This is a genomic window from Pseudomonas koreensis (genome assembly GCF_012986595.1).
In the GTDB taxonomy this organism is placed as follows: domain Bacteria; phylum Pseudomonadota; class Gammaproteobacteria; order Pseudomonadales; family Pseudomonadaceae; genus Aquipseudomonas; species Aquipseudomonas koreensis.
The window spans coordinates 505513-519912 of record NZ_JAAQYM010000006.1 but is presented as its reverse complement, the minus strand read 5'-3'; the positions used below and the strand labels follow the sequence as shown (position 1 = coordinate 519912).

At 60.8% G+C, this 14400-nt stretch carries 18 protein-coding genes; 3 read left to right on the top strand and 15 right to left on the bottom strand.

The features are described from left to right. Positions 1–885 precede the first annotated feature (885 nt). The 11 genes from HBN98_RS21050 to HBN98_RS21000 form a co-directional block, all read right to left on the bottom strand. Positions 886–1047 (bottom strand): hypothetical protein, encoded by a 162-nt coding sequence (locus tag HBN98_RS21050; protein ID WP_169841590.1) that lies wholly within the window; start codon positions 1045–1047, stop codon positions 886–888. A 264-nt stretch (positions 1048–1311) separates the two neighbouring features. Beyond that, entirely contained in the window at positions 1312–1818 is a 507-nt protein-coding gene (msrA, locus tag HBN98_RS21045; RefSeq protein ID WP_064587705.1) for a peptide-methionine (S)-S-oxide reductase MsrA, read from the bottom strand. A gap of 199 nt (positions 1819–2017) precedes the next feature. Beyond that, positions 2018–2302, bottom strand: coding sequence for a hypothetical protein (locus tag HBN98_RS21040; RefSeq protein WP_083369001.1), 285 nt, complete (start codon positions 2300–2302; stop codon positions 2018–2020). 107 nt (positions 2303–2409) lie between these two features. Further along, positions 2410–2640 (bottom strand): hypothetical protein, encoded by a 231-nt coding sequence (locus HBN98_RS21035; RefSeq protein WP_007964939.1) that lies wholly within the window; start codon positions 2638–2640, stop codon positions 2410–2412. Between the two features lie 123 nt (positions 2641–2763). Continuing rightward, positions 2764–2994 (bottom strand): hypothetical protein, encoded by a 231-nt coding sequence (locus HBN98_RS21030; RefSeq protein WP_083369002.1) that lies wholly within the window; start codon positions 2992–2994, stop codon positions 2764–2766. A 70-nt stretch (positions 2995–3064) separates the two neighbouring features. Continuing rightward, entirely contained in the window at positions 3065–4690 is a 1626-nt protein-coding gene (locus tag HBN98_RS21025; protein WP_083369003.1) for an ATP-binding cassette domain-containing protein, read from the bottom strand. Between the two features lie 146 nt (positions 4691–4836). Beyond that, positions 4837–5865 (bottom strand): DNA topoisomerase IB, encoded by a 1029-nt coding sequence (locus HBN98_RS21020; RefSeq protein WP_083369004.1) that lies wholly within the window; start codon positions 5863–5865, stop codon positions 4837–4839. 69 nt (positions 5866–5934) lie between these two features. Continuing rightward, on the bottom strand, positions 5935–7014 hold the full coding sequence (gene modC, locus HBN98_RS21015; protein ID WP_083369005.1) for a molybdenum ABC transporter ATP-binding protein: 1080 nt from the start codon (positions 7012–7014) through the stop codon (positions 5935–5937). Positions 7015–7017: 3 nt separating this feature from the next. Then, positions 7018–7698, bottom strand: a complete 681-nt coding sequence (gene modB / locus HBN98_RS21010) for a molybdate ABC transporter permease subunit (protein WP_083369006.1) — start codon at positions 7696–7698, stop codon at positions 7018–7020. Then, positions 7699–8466 carry a molybdate ABC transporter substrate-binding protein gene (modA, locus tag HBN98_RS21005; RefSeq protein WP_083369007.1) on the bottom strand — a complete coding sequence of 256 codons (768 nt, stop codon included), beginning with the start codon at positions 8464–8466 and terminating at the stop codon, positions 7699–7701. A 166-nt stretch (positions 8467–8632) separates the two neighbouring features. Next, positions 8633–9697: an NAD(P)H-dependent flavin oxidoreductase gene (locus HBN98_RS21000; protein ID WP_083369008.1), complete on the bottom strand. Its 1065-nt coding sequence runs from the start codon at positions 9695–9697 to the stop codon at positions 8633–8635. 246 nt (positions 9698–9943) lie between these two features. On the opposite strand from HBN98_RS21000, the gene acuI reads away from it, so the two are divergent. Next, positions 9944–10927, top strand: coding sequence for an acrylyl-CoA reductase (NADPH) (gene acuI / locus HBN98_RS20995; RefSeq protein WP_083369009.1), 984 nt, complete (start codon positions 9944–9946; stop codon positions 10925–10927). Between the two features lie 62 nt (positions 10928–10989). Further along, positions 10990–11448, top strand: a complete 459-nt coding sequence (locus HBN98_RS20990; RefSeq protein ID WP_083369010.1) for a GyrI-like domain-containing protein — start codon at positions 10990–10992, stop codon at positions 11446–11448. Here the strand turns inward: HBN98_RS20990 and ada are convergent. The 4 genes from ada to HBN98_RS20970 form a co-directional block, all read right to left on the bottom strand. Further along, complete coding sequence (gene ada, locus HBN98_RS20985) at positions 11445–12512, bottom strand: bifunctional DNA-binding transcriptional regulator/O6-methylguanine-DNA methyltransferase Ada (RefSeq protein ID WP_083369011.1); 1068 nt, start codon at positions 12510–12512, stop codon at positions 11445–11447. The two genes, HBN98_RS20990 and ada, sit on opposite strands and share 4 nt — an antisense overlap. A gap of 85 nt (positions 12513–12597) precedes the next feature. Next, positions 12598–13263 (bottom strand): DNA oxidative demethylase AlkB, encoded by a 666-nt coding sequence (gene alkB / locus HBN98_RS20980; protein ID WP_083369012.1) that lies wholly within the window; start codon positions 13261–13263, stop codon positions 12598–12600. 47 nt (positions 13264–13310) lie between these two features. Then, complete coding sequence (locus HBN98_RS20975; RefSeq protein WP_099093332.1) at positions 13311–13481, bottom strand: hypothetical protein; 171 nt, start codon at positions 13479–13481, stop codon at positions 13311–13313. Positions 13482–13511: 30 nt separating this feature from the next. Then, positions 13512–13814 (bottom strand): DUF1883 domain-containing protein, encoded by a 303-nt coding sequence (locus tag HBN98_RS20970; protein WP_024164475.1) that lies wholly within the window; start codon positions 13812–13814, stop codon positions 13512–13514. Between the two features lie 212 nt (positions 13815–14026). On the opposite strand from HBN98_RS20970, the gene HBN98_RS20965 reads away from it, so the two are divergent. Beyond that, a complete protein-coding gene (locus tag HBN98_RS20965) occupies positions 14027–14383 on the top strand; it encodes a hypothetical protein (protein ID WP_064587692.1) in 357 nt (118 codons plus the stop codon). The last annotated feature ends 17 nt before the right edge of the window (positions 14384–14400 follow it).

The window sequence follows — 14400 nt, the reverse complement described above, 5'->3', positions numbered from 1 at the left end:
TTGAACGAGTAAAACAGCCGATCCTGCCCACTCGATAACTGTCCAATCATGCTCTGTGATCCCCCGCCGGCCAATGAAGCAATTTTGCCGCAGGTCAAACAGGGGAGCTACTTTTTCAACAGAATCGACCGAAAGCGGCCTTTGACGACTGATACATGGAATTCCGCCCTATGTTGAATCGGCTCCCACACCTGGCCCAGGCGTGGGGGCCTTTTTTTGCCACCTCGGAAACCGGTCCCCCGGGGGCTGGTCTACCATTTCCTGACTGTCTGGCTAGACGAGCCGACCGATATCGGTGACAGCTTCAAGTCCATTTGCAGCATATCTACCACTTCCGGTCCGTCCTCGTTGATCCACGTTCCGTAGTGCTGAATGATCATCTCGCCGTTGGTATGGCCCAACTCAGCGGCGAACCAGTCGACCGGCGCCCGGTGAGGACCTAGGCCTTTCTACATACCGACGTCCGCCATCTTGTCTTAGGATGCGGGATCCTGCAGTCCGATTTCTTTCCGCAATTAATTTTGAGGTGTTGGTTCTACTGTCCTGGAACGGTGTGAATGTTTGGGTGATGCGGAAAAATACTGATCCTAAGCTTATGATTTTAAAGTAGAAAGTTATGGACTTAAAATCCCCCGCTCGTAAGGGCGTGCCGGTTCGATTCCGGCTTCGGGCACCATCTTAAATCAAGGGTTTGCGGGCGAAAGCTGATGCAAGCCCTTGTTTGTTTCCGGGGTGCCATTTTCGATGGACTCTCCGTCATTAAGGCCCGGATGCTTATACCGTTGACGAAAAACCAAGCCCAGCCCGCGCTGGGCTTTTTTGTGGCTGTTGTTCAGATAGAAAACAGCAAGCCCGGAGGTATCCGGGCTTGTCAGGGACGGACATTCAGCGCGAATCAACCTCTTCTGCAGTCCGGGCGTTTGATCTGTCCTTGCGCCTGCGCAGCCAACTGAAGAACGCGTGTACCGGGTGTAGAAATGCCGCCAGCACGCATAGTAGCAAGATGGTGAAAATGGCAATCAGCGGGAGGCTTTCGTGCGAGAACATGGTGGGGTACTCCTGTAGTCACTATGTCGGAACCCGCAGAGTAGACGCCTCGAGTCATGCTTGCGATGAACGTATGTTCATCTTGGGGTGCTTGAACTGTGCTACGGCGGGGTCGCCAAAATGATCGACTCCAGAGCTGCGCAAACAAGGTCTGCGCAGTCATCCAGAGATCTTTTGCGATACAGGAGGGTTTCGTCATTCGGTAAATCGAAGACGTCAGGCGCTGGCCTTGATCGAGGCCAACGCTGCGCCTGGTGGGCTTTATCAGCCGCGCTTCGGCAGCTTCCAGTTCGGGCGGATGAAGTGGCAGGTGTAGCCATTCGGGATCCGTTCCAGGTAATCCTGATGCTCGGGTTCGGCTTCCCAGAACGGACCAGCCGGTTCGATTTCGGTGACCACTCGGCCCGGCCACAACCCGGATGCGTCGACGTCGGCAGCGGTGTCTTCGGCGATGTCGCGTTGCTGTTCGTTGAGGTAATAAATCGCCGAACGATAGCTGGCACCGCGATCGTTGCCTTGACGGTTGGGCGTGCTGGGGTCGTGGATCTGGAAGAAGAACTCAAGGATCTGCCGGTAGCTGATCACGGCCGGGTCGAAGACGATCTCGATGGCTTCAGCGTGGGTGCCGTGGTTGCGATAGGTGGCATTGGGTACATCGCCGCCGCTGTAGCCGACTCGGGTGTGCAACACGCCGGGATAGCGGCGCAGCAGGTCCTGCATGCCCCAGAAGCAGCCGCCGGCAAGAATGGCGGTTTCGGTTTGTCCGGTCATGATCTGTGCTTCCTCTCGGTGACAGTGGGTATGGCCATTGTTATGAGGGCGCGCTGGCCAATTCCAAGGGAGTCAACGTCTGCTGCCATAAAAAAGCCCCGGCGATTCAGACCAGGGCTACAGGGGGCGGACCGAGAATTCGGATCAGTTCAGGCACGGGTGAATGTTTAAAACGGGCACTGAACTGTCCCTGAAGTCTCTAGACAAACGCCTGTCCGTGAAAACCTCGTGGCAGGCGCTGCGGCCCGACCAGAGCGGTCAAGCGCTCGATCCATTCCGATCGCCAGTCCGACGCGCCGTGGTCGGCTCCGGCATGCCGGGCGACGCGGCGGGCGGCATTACGCTGGGTTTTGCGCGCTTCTTTGTAGGCCTCGGTGTTGCGGCAACTGCGGCACTTGACGCGATTGAGTTCCTGGCTCGAGGCAAGGTTGCTGCCCTTGTGACCACAAGCCAGATGTCCGTCTGTTTTGAAATGGATAACCATGAACCGTCTCCTGGGTGACGTGTACAGGTTATGACCTCCCGCGCCCCGTGGCGTTCGGTGCATCGGCCAGACGGTAGGCCGACTGGCTGTCGTTTATCGCGCTGCAGTCATCTGAAACGCGGCAGAGGCCGTTCGACCGGTTGCAGCGAAGACAATGTGCTGCGGATCAGCGGCGTGTCTTTTTCGATGTCGTTCAGGCGATCACGGATGCGCAGGGCGGTCGGATGTCCGCCCTGGTGATCGACCCAGTCGGCGATCTCCTTGCAGGCCGCGGCCAGTCGCGCCTGACGCGAGTCGAGCAAGGTGAGGAGGGTGGTGATGGACTCTTTCTCGGACATGGAACACCTCCGTTCAGACAAACCGTTGAGAGGCAGCAAAAAGCTCGCGGGCTGCGAGCTCTCTGCCGTTGGGGCGCTGGTCCGTCAGCTGAAGTTGAGTATAGACCCGAGCTGTCACTTGCATCAGCCGGACGACTGTCGCGCCGCAACCGGTGCGCTGGCCGCATTGAGCCGACGACATTCGCGGCGCGCATCTTCTTCGAGGTCGTAGCCATCGCCGATGAAACCGCCCGTGCGGGTGTCGTTGATTCGATACCAACTGCTGGCCTCGGCGGGTTCATGCAGGCTTTCCCCGGCGCGGCGACCGTGGATGATGATCTTGTTGCAGCGCTTGACGACAAAAATGTCTTCCATGGCATCACCCCAGCAAATAGGTGTCAGATCAACTATAGAAGCCTTGGCCAATCGTGCAAAAAATAGACAGTCAGTTCGTCGGTTGCAGCCGCCATTCCTGGTGATGCCAATCCAGGCGATGCGTCGGTTTCAAAGCCTGCAGAAAGTCCGCATCGTGGGAAACCGCGACAATTGCCCCGGGAAACGTCTGCAAGGCCTGTTCGAAAGCCTCTACCGAAGCCAGGTCCAGATGATTGCTCGGCTCATCGAGCAGCAACAGTTGCGCCGGTGTCTGGCGCCACAACGCCACCGCCAGCGCCGCTTTCAAGCGCTCGCCGCCGCTCAACGAGGCGCTCGGTCGGGTCACCCGCTGCGCGTCCAGTTGCAGATGCGCCAGATGGCTGCGCATTTGGCTTTCACTCAACGGGCTGTGTAGCGCAATCAGCTGATCGATGACGCTGAGGTGGTCATCCAGCAGTTTCAGTGGCTGGTCCAGATAGGCCACGGGCACATGCGTGGTGCACTCGCCACTCACGGGGGCCAGATCGCCGGCGAGCAGTCTGAGCAGGATCGATTTGCCGCAGCCGTTGGGGCCATTGACCGCGACGCGCACAGGACCGCTCAGCGTCAGGTTGAGCGCCTGCGTGCGCAACCATGGCACACGCACCTCCATCAAGGTGCAGACTTTGCGTGAGGTCGGGACTGCGCTGCCGGGCAGATTCATCAACACTCCATCGTCTGGGAGTACGTTGGCGTAGGCCTCTCGCACCCGAGCATCGAGTTCCGATTTGCGCTGCTGGTGACCTTGACGCACCTGTCCCATGATCTGCCGAGCGGCACCTTTAAGGCTGGCGCGTTCGATGCCCGAAACGTTGGCGGTTTTTGCGTTGCGCAAGGAGCGCGCCGCATGGCGCTGGATGGTGTCGTGTTCGCTTTTCAGGCGCTGCTGTTCACGGCGGCGCTCGGTTCGGCTTTGATCGAGTGTCGCTTGCGCCGCCGCCTGATGGACCTGCCGCTGCTGTTGATACGCGGAAAAGTTGCCGCCGAACACCGTGACGCCCAATGGCGTCAGCTCGACGATGCGCTGCATGCGTTCGAGCAATTGCCGGTCATGGCTGACGACGATCAGTCCGCCGCGCCAGCGTTGCAGCTGACTCATCAGCCAGTGCCGGCCGGCGGTGTCCAGATGGTTGGTCGGTTCATCCAGAACCAGCAGGCGCGCCGAACTCAGGAAGGCGCCGATCAACACCAGGCGGGCTTGCTGGCCGCCGCTCAGCGACTGGGTCAAATCCGCAGGCGCAACATCCACCAGTCCGGCGTCATCCAGCCATTGCCGCAGGCGTTCGGGCAAGTCCCAACGTTCGCCGAGACAGTCGAAATCTTCCGCCGACGCCTCGCCTCGGTGCAGGCGTTCCAGTGCTCGAAGGGCGGCAGCGGTGCCGGTGGCATCGGCCACGGTCTGCCCCGGTTCGGCGATGAATGTTTGCGCCACATAAGCCGCGGCCACCGCACAGGTGACGCTGCCGGCAGTCGGTTGCAGACGTCCGGCAATCAGCCTGGCCAGCACGCTTTTACCGACGCCATTGCGGCCGAAGATGGCGGTGGGGGTGTGATCGAATTGCAGATTCAGGTTGTTGAAAATCGTCTCGCCATTGGCGAACTGAAAAGCCGTTTGATGCAGGGAGACGAGGGCAGGCGTACGCGAGACGTGAGTCATCGGCACCTCCGAAAAATGATGTGAACAGTGACAGGCGCGCTTCAGCGCATGTCGCGATTACATTTTCAGAAGGCTTGATTGTTCACTTTCTGCGGTTGTCCTGAAGAGGGGAAAGGTGGCTAGCCTAGATCAGCTGTGCGCCTCGATCAAGGCGCGTCCAGCATTTGCTCCAGAAACATTGCCAGGGCGACCTCCTCGGAGCGCAGGCCTTTTCGCACTCTGGGGCGGGGCAGTTCGGCCAGCGCTCCCAGCAGGAACCGTTCGACCACCGCCGGATGGATGTAGCACTTGCGGCACACCGCCGGGGTGTTGCCCAGTTGCCTGGCGACGTTCTTCACCATGTCCACCACATGCCGTTTGGCCTCGGCCTCCGACTCCCATTGCAATTCGCGCAACACCGACAGGGCCAGTGCGCTGCCGGCCCAGGTGCGGTAGTCCTTGGCGGTGAAATCGGCGCCGGTGAGGGTTTGCAGGTAGGTGTTGACGTCGTGTGAACTGACGGTGTGTCGCTCGCCGTTTTCGTCGAGATACTGGAACAGATTCTGCCCGGGAATTTCCAGGCAGCGCTTGATGATGCGCGCCAGGCGGCGATCCTTGACGGTGATCTGATGCTCGACGCCGCTTTTGCCGCGGAACTGGAACAGGATCGCACTGCCATTGACCTCGACATGCCGGCTACGCAGGGTGGTCAGACCGTAGGAGCGGTTGTCGCGCGCGTACTGCGTGTTGCCGACGCGGATCAACGTGGCGTCGAGCAAGGTGATGACGGTGGCCATCACCTTGTCGCGGCTGAAACCGGGCGCGTCCAGTAAGGTCTCGAGTTGTTTGCGCAGTTTTGGCAAGGCCAGGCCGAATTCCCGCAGGCGCGAGTATTTGTCGGCATCGCGCACCTCGCGCCAGCGCGGGTGATAGCGATATTGTTTGCGGCCCCGGGCATCGCGGCCGGTGGCTTGCAAGTGGCCGCGCGGGTCGGCGCAGATCCACACGTCGGTATAGGCAGGTGGCACCGCCAGTGAATTGATCCGTTTGATCTCGTCGGGGTCGGTGATGCGCTGGCCGGCCGGATCGAAATAGGCGAACTTGCCGCGCAGTTTTTTGCGGGTGAGGCCGGGTTGGGTGTCGTCGACGTAATGCAGGTCCGGTGGGAGCACGTCGGCAATGGCAGTGTCGGGCATGGCGGTGTCCTTGGCGAATCGCTCTGTTACAGCGATTGACCGCGCGCCGTGGCGGTCGTGCCAACGAATTCAGGCCAGGACTGCGACGGCCTTGATCTGCGCCCACAAATGCTGGCCCGGGTGGATGCCGAGCTGATCCCGGGAGTAACGGGTAATCCGCGCCAACAGCGGGGTGCCGCCGGCATCCAGGCGAATCAGCACATGCGCGCTGTTGTCCGCTGCCTGCTCGCTGACGACGGTGACCGGCAGGCGATTGAGGATGCTGCTGGCCTCGCTGTTGTGCTGACTCAGGCTGATGTCGCGGGCGTGCACCTTGGCGCGCAGGGTCTGACCCACTGCCATCGGCGCGTGTGTCACGCGAAGGTTCATCTCGGTCGCCGGCAGTTGCAGGCTGAGCAACTGGTAGTCGGCATCGTAGGCACTCACCAGGCCTTCGATGATTACCCCGGCGTCATCGCCCAGCGCCATGGGCAGGTCGAGGCGGGCGAGGGTTTCGCCAATCGGCCCGCTGGCCAGGGCCTTGCCGTCGCTAAGCAAAACCAGATGGTCGGCCAGCCGCGCGACTTCATCCTGCGCGTGGCTGACGTAGAGCACGGGAATGTCCAGTTCATCGTGCAGACGTTGCAAGTACGGCAGGATTTCGCTTTTGCGCTGGCTGTCGAGGGCGGCCAACGGCTCATCCATCAGCAGCAGCCTTGGGCTGGTCAACAGGGCACGGGCGATGCCGACACGCTGGCGTTCGCCGCCGGATAAATGCTGCGGATGCCGCTCCAGCAGATGACCGATGCCCAGCAGTTCGGTGGCTTGCGCCATGTCGACCCGGCGCTGGGCCTTGGCGATACGCTTGAGGCCGAACTGCAGGTTGGCCAGCACCGACAGGTGTGCAAACAGGCTGGCTTCCTGAAACACATAACCCAGCGCCCGTTTGTGCGGCGGGACAAAAATGCGCCGTTCGCTGTCCTGCCAGACTTCGTCGTTGACCTGGATGAATCCCTGTTCGGCGCGTTCAAGGCCGGCAATGCAACGCAGGCAGGTGGTTTTGCCCGAACCGGAATGACCATACAACGCGGTCACGCCGCGCCCCGGCAAGTGCAGATCGACATCCAGGCTAAACCCCGGATAAGCGATTTTCAGGCGTGCATCAATCATCGATCAGCTCCAGCCCACGCGGGTCTTGCGGCTGGAGTACAGCGCCAGCAACACCAGAAACGAAAACACCAGCATGGCCCCGGCCAGCCAATGCGCCTGGGCGTATTCCATGGCCTCGACGTGGTCGTAGATCTGCACCGAGACCACCCGAGTCTTGTCGGGAATGTTGCCGCCGATCATCAGCACCACGCCAAATTCGCCGACGGTATGTGCGAAACCGAGGATCGCCGCCGTGACAAAACCGGGGCGCGCCAGGGGCAATATCACGCTGAAAAAAGTGTCCCACGGATTGGCGCGCAAGGTCGCGGCCAATTCCAGCGGGCGAGTGCCGATGGCGGAGAACGCGTTCTGCAACGGTTGCACCACGAACGGCATGGAATAGATCACCGAGCCGATCACCAGTCCGGTGAAACTGAACGTCAGGGTGCCCAGGCCCAGCCACTGGGTGAACTGCCCGAGAAAACCATTGGGACCCATCATCAACAACAGATAGAAACCAATCACGGTCGGTGGCAGCACCAGGGGCAGGGCGACGATCGCCCCGATCGGGCCGCGCAACCAGGAACGGCTGCGCGACAGCCACAGGGCAATCGGAGTGCCGACAACCAGCAGGATGGCGGTGGTCAGGGACGCCAGTTTCAGGGTCAGCCAGATCGCCGCGAAGTCGGCACTCGAGAGCGACATTTAGAGCTGGTAACCGTAGGACTTGATGACCGCAGCGGCTTTCGGGCCTTTGAGGTATTCGACCAGCGCTTTGGCGGCGGCGCTGTCCTTGCCTTTGTTCAGAATCACCGCGTCCTGTTTGATCGGGTCGTGCATGCTCGCCGGAACGATCCACGCCGAACCGCTGGTGACCTTGCCGTCCTTGTAAATCTGCGACAGCGCGACAAAGCCCAGTTCGGCGTTGCCGGTGGACACGAACTGGTACGCCTGAGTGATGTTCTGGCCTTCGACGATTTTGGCCTTGGTTGCTTCAGTCAGTTTGAGCTTTTCCAGCACCTGAGTGGCGGCCAGGCCGTACGGCGCGGCTTTTGGGTTGGCGATGGACAGGTGCTGATATTCGTTCTTTTTCAGCACGTCACCTTTGGCGTCGACATAACCTTCTTTCGCCGACCACAGTGCCAGGGTGCCGATGGCGTAGGTGAAGCGCGAGCCTTTGACCGTGTCGCCTTCTTTTTCCAGTTTTTCCGGGGTGGTGTCGTCAGCCGAGAGGAACACTTCGAACGGCGCGCCGTTCTTGATCTGGGTGTAGAACTGGCCGGTGGCACCGTAGGCGGCGACCAGTTTGTGCCCGGTGCCCTTCTCGAAATCGGCTGCAATCGCCTGGATCGGTGCGGTGAAGTTGGCGGCAACCGCCACCTGCACTTCATCGGCCTGAACGGCGCTGCAAGCGAATACCGCGAGCAAAGAGGCCAGGCAAGCGGGGGCAAAACGTGAGGCACGAGTGGTCATGTAACAGCTCCGTCATGGGCGAGTGCAGAGGGCAGTTATTGTTAGGGTGGACTGCACCGATGCGAGAGGTAAACGCTATATAGCGAAATATATAGCGAAATGTCGCTCAACAGGAAGTGCTGATGAAAACCGGGTGAGGTTCGGCCATCGCTCACCCTTTGCCAGATCAGCGCCGAGTCAGTTTTGCCAGGCCGCCTTCGGCCAGTTGCCGGGTCAGATCAGCGCTGCTCAGTTCCTCACCCAGCGGAAACGCCTGACCAGCCCACAGGTTGCTGAACTGCGCTTCACTTTTTGCGCGCAACGGCATCAACGCGCCACCGGCCAGCGGGAACGCCGGGGCTTTGGGCGACATTGGCCCGATCTCGCGCATGACCCGATTGAGAATGCCGCGCGCCGGACGTCCGGTGAACAGGTTGGTCACGGCGGTTTCGCTTTCCTTGGCGCTGCGCAACGCGTGGTGATGAGAGGCGCTGACTTTCGCTTCCGGCGTGAACAGATACGCAGTGCCGACCTGCACCGCCGAGGCACCGAGCATCAATGCCGCCGCCACACCACGGCCATCGGCAATCGCGCCAGCAGCAATCACCGGGACGTTGACTGTATCGACGATCTGCGGCACCAGGGCAAAGGTGCCGACCTGGCTGCTCAAGTCATCGCTGAGAAACATCCCACGGTGCCCGCCCGCCTCGTAACCCATCGCGATAATCGCATCGCAGCCATTCTGCTCGAGCCACACCGCTTCCTCGACGGTGGTGGCGGAGGAGAGGATTTTTGCTCCGGTGGCCTTGACCCGATCCAACAGGGATTTTTCTGGCAGACCAAAATGAAAGCTCACCACTTCCGGGCGAAATTCTTCCAGCACAGCGCACGCTGCCGCGTCGAAGGGCGCCCGGTTGGAAACCGGTGTCGGCGCCTCGAAGTCGACGCCCAGTTCGCGGTAGTACGGCTCCAGCAGAAGTTTCCATTCACGCGCTCGCTGTTCATCGGCGGCCGGCGGCTGATGGCAGAAGAAATTGACGTTGAACGGTTTGCGGGTCTGCTCGCGAATGGTCTGCAGTTCTTCGCGCAACTGCTCGATGCTCAGCATTGCCGCAGGCATCGACCCCAGGCCACCGGCATTGCACACGGCGATCACCATGGACGAGTTCGTGGCACCGGCCATGGGGGCCTGGATGATCGGCAGTTCAATGCCCAACAGATCAAGGATGCGGGTGTCAGGCCATTGGCTCATGGAAGCGGTTCTCCGAACGATGAAGCGGGGCAGGGACGGTAGTGTCGGTTTTTTAACAGTAAAACCGCGCTCAGGGCCAGTGCGAATTTTCCGCGCATCGACAGTCGGGCGCGGGCCAATGAGGACCGTCTGCGCTTCACAATGATCTGGCGGATTTGAGAATTGGCGCAAAGTCGGGTGGGGCAATGTATTGCTTTGTGTTATTTCAAGGCGCGAGGATTTGAATCCATTGAGTGAGAGGCAGCCATGTTCAACGGCATTTTGATCGACAAAGACGACAGCGGTTATCACGCCAGCCTGCAGCAGATCGATGAGGCGCAGTTGCCGGAAGGCGACGTGACGGTGAAGGTTGCGTACAGCACGCTGAACTTCAAGGACGGTCTGGCGATTACCGGCAGCAGTCCGGTGGTGCGCAAGTTTCCGATGGTGCCGGGGATCGACCTCGCGGGTACGGTCGAGGTCAGCTCGCATCCCGACTATAAGGTCGGTGATCAAGTGCTGCTCAATGGCTGGGGCGTGGGCGAAAGTCATTGGGGTGGGTTGGCGCAAAAGGCCCGGCTCAATGGCGACTGGCTGATTCCTTTGCCCAAAGCCTTCAGCGCCGCGCAAGCAATGGCCATCGGCACTGCCGGCTACACGGCGATGCTGTGCATTCTGGCGCTGGAGCGTAACGGTGTGACTGCCGATCTAGGTGAAGTGCTGGTGACCGGCGCCAATGGCGGGGTCGGCAGCTTCGCCATCGCCTTGCTCAGCAAGCTGGGTTATCGCGTAGTGGCGTCCACCGGGCGGGTGTCCGAGCATGCGTACCTGAAGCAACTGGGCGCCAGCGAAATCATCGATCGCGCGACGCTGTCAGCGCCGGGCAAGCCGCTGGCCAAGGAGCGCTGGGCAGGCGTGATCGATTCGGTCGGCAGCCACACGTTGGCCAACGCCTGCGCCAGCACCCGCGCCGAAGGTACCGTCGCCGCCTGCGGTCTGGCCCAAGGCATGGATTTCCCGGCATCGGTGGCGCCGTTCATTCTGCGCGGCGTGACCCTGGCCGGGATCAACAGCGTGACTCAGCCCAAGGCGCGGCGGATCGAGGCCTGGGAGCGTCTGGCCAGGGATCTGGACTTCGCCCTGTTGCCCTTGATCAGTCATGAAATCGCCCTCAGCGAAGCCGTCGACGCGGCGCCGAAACTGCTCGCCGGACAGCTGCGCGGCAGGGTTGTGGTCGACGTCAATCGCTGACAGAGTAGGGGGCATTGCGGCCCTGGGTGGCCGCACTTCTATGTTAGGGAGCGGCATTTTCGATGGATTTGAAACGACAGCAAATCGACGCTTTCACTGTGGCCGGCCTGCGCGTGCGAACCACCAACGCTGCGGAGCATCAACCCGAGACCGCGAAGATCGGCCCGATGTGGGGGCAGTTTTTCGACCAGGAACTGGCCGAAACCATTCCCGGCAAGTCGGTCAATTCGCTGATTTATGGCGTGTATTCAGCTTACGAGTCCGATGCTTCGGGTGCGTTCGATGTGATTGCCGGCGTCGCCGTGAATGCTCCGGCAAAGGACTTCGAGTCGGTCCTGATCGAGGCGGGCGAGTATCTGGTGTTCGAGGCGCAGGGCACGTTGCCTGATGCGGTCATTGCGACCTGGGGACGGATCTGGACGTTCTTTGAAGAGAATCCACAGATCAAGCGCCGCTTCGCCACCGATTTCGAGGCCTATACCGGCCACGAATCCGTGGCGGTCTACATCGGCATCCGCTAAGGCTGCGTTTCGCGCTCCAGCAACTGGCGCTTGCGCTCCACACCCCAACGATATCCCGAGAGATTGCCATCGCTGCGCACCACGCGATGGCAGGGAATCGCCACGGCCAGGCGGTTGGCGCCGCAAGCCTGCGCCACTGCGCGCATGGCGGTCGGCGCGCCGATGCGCTGGGCGATCTCGGCATAACTGGCGGTGCGGCCAGCGGGAATGTCACGCAGCGCCTGCCACACGCGCTCCTGAAAGGCCGTGCCGCGCACGTCCAGTGGCAAATCGAGGCCCAGCGCGGGTGCCTCGATAAAGCCCACCACTTTGGCGATCAACTGTTCAAACCCGGCGTCGGCGCCAATCAGGTTGGCCTGGCGGAATTGATCCTGCAGGTCGCACACCAGTTGATGCGGATCGTCGCCCAGCAGAATCGCACAGACACCGCGCTCACTCTGTGCCACCAGAATCGCCCCCAGCGAGCATTCGCCGACGGCAAAGTGGATGTCGTTGTTGCGCCCGGCGGCGCGATAGTCGCCGGGCTTCATGCCCAATACCTTGTCGGCCGCTGCGTAAAAACGGCTGTTGGAGTTGAAGCCCGCGTCGTACAGCGCGGCAGTCACCGAACCGCCGTCCGCCAGCCGTTCACGTACTCTGCGCGAGCGATGCGCCGCCGCGTAACCCTTTGGCGTCAGGCCGGTAGCCGCCTTGAACACGCGGTGGAAATGGAACGGACTGAGGCCTGCAGCTTCGGCGAGTTGGTTGAGCGCGGGCACGCTGTCGCTGGTTTCGATCTGCCGGCAGGCCAGCGCCACGGTGGCGGCATGCTGGGCGGCGACGTCGGTCTGATCCTTCCGGCTGCGTTTGCTCGGGCGATAGCCTGCAGCCTCGGCGGCTTCGGCGTTGTCGAAAAACTCGACGTTCTGCGGCTTGGGCAACCGCGAAAGGCTGCTGGGGCGGCAATAGATGCCGGTGGTTTTCACCGCATAGACAAACTGCCCGTCGGCCCGTGGGTCCCGTGCAACAACGGCGGCCCAGCGTGGATCGGTTTCAACGTTGATGAGGGGCGACAGCTTTTTCATGGCAAGTAGTCCGTTGACCTGTTTGATTCAGGTTAACCGGCGGCAATGCTGACAACACTCCGCGCCTTGCGGTCAAATTTTCAGATTACCCGGCGACGCGGAACGTCAGATTGATCCGCCGTTCACCCAGCGCTGGATGCCGGCCAGGTTTGATCGGCAACACGCCGTGAAAGCGCAGGCGATCGACACCGCCCCAGACCACCATGTCGCCGTGCAGCAGGGGAATGCGCTGGCTCTTGTCGCTGCGGGCAAAACCACCGAACAAAAACATGGCCGGCAAGCCCAGCGACAGCGACACGATCGGTGCGGCGTAGGCATGTTCGTCTTTGTCCTGGTGCAAGGACATCTTGGCGCCGGGGAGATATTGGTTGATCAGGCAGGAATCTGCGTGGAAGTCGGCAAACCCGGCACGTTGCGCGGCGGTTTGCGCCAGTTCGACCAGCAGCGGCGGCATCGCTGGCCACGGCCTGCCGCTCAACGGGTCGATGGCGCTGTAGCGATAACCGCTGCGATCGGTGATCCAGCCCAACGCTCCGCAACTGCTGGTGCCCACCGACATGCTGAAACCACCCGGAGTGACCATGTGGCGCAAGGGCGCGGCAGCGAGCAGGGCGTCCAGCGCCGGCAACACCTGATCGACCACCGGCAGGGCGAAGCCGCGCAACACCCAGGACTGTTCGCCGATCTGCTCGGCACGGGGTTCTTGCGCGGGTTCGTGGTCGGCGAACAGGTCGAAGGTGGTCGGCTGCATGGTGCCTATGTTGCGTCGTCGAAGAGGATGCCTGGGAGGATATTGCGTTACAGAGCTTTGCTGACGGCGATATCGCTGATCACATCTTCCGTCTGGCCGTGGATGGCGTCCAGCGCAGCCTTGGCTTCTTCCACGGTGCCATTCTCCAGTTGTGCGAACTCGAAGCGGCGCTCACCGTTGAGCTTGTATTTGATGACGTATTTGGTCGTTGGGGCCACGGGCGTAATTACCTTTTGCGTTGGGCCGACTCAGCTGAGTTTGGAGCTGGAGCGGCGGATGATCTTGATCGAGTGGGTCAGGGTCGGTTTGCGTGTGACGCTGATGGCGCGGCGATTGACGGTGTCGATGGTTATGTTCCAGAAACCGGTGCTCGGCGCAGTGATGCGTGCAGGAAACGTGTCGAAAGCGCCGCCGTGGTAGGTGTGGCGTCCGCCGTTCTTGAAGGCGCGAAAGTTGGCGTCGTTCATCAAACGGATGTTGCAGGTCTGCGAGCATTGGATGACGACGATGTCGTCTTCATTGAGGTGCTCGCGCTGGTGAATGAATTTCATGGGCGCCTCCAAAAGGGCTTTTTCTACTAAATCAAAACGATAGCATGTGCGATTGGCGCAGTTTATCAGCCCGAACGGGTTATTATCCCGCCGTCGAGCGCCGCTTTGACAATTAAAAACAGTTATTCGCGATTCGATGCGGGTTTAATGGAGTGAGCCTCGGAGAAAAATGGCATTACTGCTGTCCGACGGTCTTTATGGGAGGTGTTTGTATGAAGTGGGGTGTGGTGTGTCTGCCGTTGGTATTGGCCGTGGGTGGTTGCGCGAGTGTTTCCGAAATCAATGAAACGCTACCGACCATGAGCGTGATTTCCGGCAAGAAACCCCATGAATATGCTCAGTGTCTGGCAGAAAAACTGGCCAGCAGCCGTGGTGCGTTGCAAATGCAGCCGCACAAGGATGGCGTTCGAGTGATCGTTCCCGGGAAATTTTCCACCGGCGCGGCCGCGGTGTTTGATATCGACGACCGTTCCGGCGGCAGCAGCATCAAGCTGCATGAGCGCATGTCCAATGTGCCGATTCGTCCGCGTGACGTGCAAAACGCCGCCAATGCGTGTATTTCCGGCTGATAGACTAATAGTCATCA

Coding starts and splice junctions, on each gene's coding strand:
- HBN98_RS21050 (WP_169841590.1), bottom strand. CDS start 1,047: ATGTTCTCGCACGAAAGCCTCCCGCTGATTGCCATTTTCACCATCTTG.
- msrA (WP_064587705.1), bottom strand. CDS start 1,818: ATGACCGGACAAACCGAAACCGCCATTCTTGCCGGCGGCTGCTTCTGG.
- HBN98_RS21040 (WP_083369001.1), bottom strand. CDS start 2,302: ATGGTTATCCATTTCAAAACAGACGGACATCTGGCTTGTGGTCACAAG.
- HBN98_RS21035 (WP_007964939.1), bottom strand. CDS start 2,640: ATGTCCGAGAAAGAGTCCATCACCACCCTCCTCACCTTGCTCGACTCG.
- HBN98_RS21030 (WP_083369002.1), bottom strand. CDS start 2,994: ATGGAAGACATTTTTGTCGTCAAGCGCTGCAACAAGATCATCATCCAC.
- HBN98_RS21025 (WP_083369003.1), bottom strand. CDS start 4,690: ATGACTCACGTCTCGCGTACGCCTGCCCTCGTCTCCCTGCATCAAACG.
- HBN98_RS21020 (WP_083369004.1), bottom strand. CDS start 5,865: ATGCCCGACACTGCCATTGCCGACGTGCTCCCACCGGACCTGCATTAC.
- modC (WP_083369005.1), bottom strand. CDS start 7,014: ATGATTGATGCACGCCTGAAAATCGCTTATCCGGGGTTTAGCCTGGAT.
- modB (WP_083369006.1), bottom strand. CDS start 7,698: ATGTCGCTCTCGAGTGCCGACTTCGCGGCGATCTGGCTGACCCTGAAA.
- modA (WP_083369007.1), bottom strand. CDS start 8,466: ATGACCACTCGTGCCTCACGTTTTGCCCCCGCTTGCCTGGCCTCTTTG.
- HBN98_RS21000 (WP_083369008.1), bottom strand. CDS start 9,697: ATGAGCCAATGGCCTGACACCCGCATCCTTGATCTGTTGGGCATTGAA.
- acuI (WP_083369009.1), top strand. CDS start 9,944: ATGTTCAACGGCATTTTGATCGACAAAGACGACAGCGGTTATCACGCC.
- HBN98_RS20990 (WP_083369010.1), top strand. CDS start 10,990: ATGGATTTGAAACGACAGCAAATCGACGCTTTCACTGTGGCCGGCCTG.
- ada (WP_083369011.1), bottom strand. CDS start 12,512: ATGAAAAAGCTGTCGCCCCTCATCAACGTTGAAACCGATCCACGCTGG.
- alkB (WP_083369012.1), bottom strand. CDS start 13,263: ATGCAGCCGACCACCTTCGACCTGTTCGCCGACCACGAACCCGCGCAA.
- HBN98_RS20970 (WP_024164475.1), bottom strand. CDS start 13,814: ATGAAATTCATTCACCAGCGCGAGCACCTCAATGAAGACGACATCGTC.
- HBN98_RS20965 (WP_064587692.1), top strand. CDS start 14,027: ATGAAGTGGGGTGTGGTGTGTCTGCCGTTGGTATTGGCCGTGGGTGGT.